Annotated in this window: 1 pseudogene; it reads left to right on the top strand. The window is 75.4% G+C overall.

Features of this window, described 5'->3' with window-relative positions:
- Positions 1–336, top strand: a pseudogene (locus JYA52_RS06070) (hypothetical protein); the annotation flags it as partial.
- Positions 337–350 lie beyond the last annotated feature (14 nt).

Below are 350 nucleotides of genomic sequence, written 5' to 3'. Positions count from 1 at the left end.
GCGGCCACCACGGACCAGCCCACCGTCCCCGGCCCCGGAGAGTTCCCCGGCACCGCTACCGGCACGGATCCAGACCCGGCCACGGTCAATGGCCGTCACCAGCCCCCGCACCCCGGCACGGACTCCGCCCAGCCCCCACTCCCTGGCCCGGAACCAGGCGCAACCCCAGGCCCAGCGACCGGCAGCGGACCAGTCACCGTCCCCGGGCCCGTCACCGCCTCCACCGTCCGCAATATTGCCAGCGACGCCGACATCATCCCGGGCCTGCACGGCCGCGAAGGCCGCATACGCGACATCGGCCGCACCCCGCGCAGCTTCGCGCCCCACAGCCGCTAAGCCCGCACCGCCCG

The sequence above is a fragment of the Arthrobacter pascens genome, from assembly GCF_017052465.1.
Classification (GTDB): domain Bacteria; phylum Actinomycetota; class Actinomycetes; order Actinomycetales; family Micrococcaceae; genus Arthrobacter; species Arthrobacter pascens.
Note: the sequence above shows the minus strand (reverse complement) of the source record. Positions and strands in the feature narration are given on the sequence as shown.